The sequence below is a fragment of the Psychrobacter sp. 1U2 genome (genome assembly GCF_051847575.1).
On the sequence record NZ_JBPYDC010000983.1, the window covers coordinates 1 to 750 of the forward strand.

Below are 750 nucleotides of genomic sequence, written 5' to 3' on the forward strand. Positions count from 1 at the left end.
TGCAAATAAAGCCTCTGAAAATACCAAATCTACCAATAAGTCAGCAGCGGAAAACAAACCTAAAAAAACAGCTAAAAAATTAAATTTTAATGAGCAGCGTGAGCTTGATAACCTACCAAAACAGATTGCTACTCTTGAGCAAGAACAAACTCAATTACAAGAGAAACTAGCGGATGGTTCATGGTTCACCGAAGACTTCGACGCTGCAACCGTTGCAAGCGAGCGCTTATTAGTGATCGAAGATGAGATGATGAATATGCTTGAACGTTGGGAAGCCCTCGAAAACAATTAGAGCATTGTTAAATTAGATCAGTCTACAAAAGCAACTTACCTAGGTTTATGAATAGACCATAGTAACAAATCATAGATAAGCAGGTTTGGAATATGTTTAGGTGAACCAAATGATAGTAAATCTATGGAAAGTTAGTGAACATTGCCCTAATTTCGAGTATCATTCTTGGTCTTTGAATATCCTTATTAATTTTAAGGTGATTATTGCAATCGGATTTTAATATAATAAGGTTTCAGCTTTGATTTGGCTGTGACTTTTTCATAAGACTATAGCTATAAACAATGTGTTGTCAGAGTCGTTTTATTTTTGACACATTAATTTATTTTATGACCAAAATAGCTTAGAATAGCAACAATTAGCAAAATTAGGCACAGCTAACGTGGCTTATATATTTGTATTGTAAATTTCTAAGTCACAAACCCAGTGTGGGATAATCCCATTTCATTCACCTGGAGGAA

Annotated in this window: 1 pseudogene; it reads left to right on the plus strand. The window is 34.5% G+C overall.

What is annotated here, in order from left to right:
• Positions 1-292, plus strand: a pseudogene (locus tag ACS8FD_RS19905) (ABC transporter ATP-binding protein); the annotation flags it as partial.
• Positions 293-750: the final 458 nt, after the last annotated feature.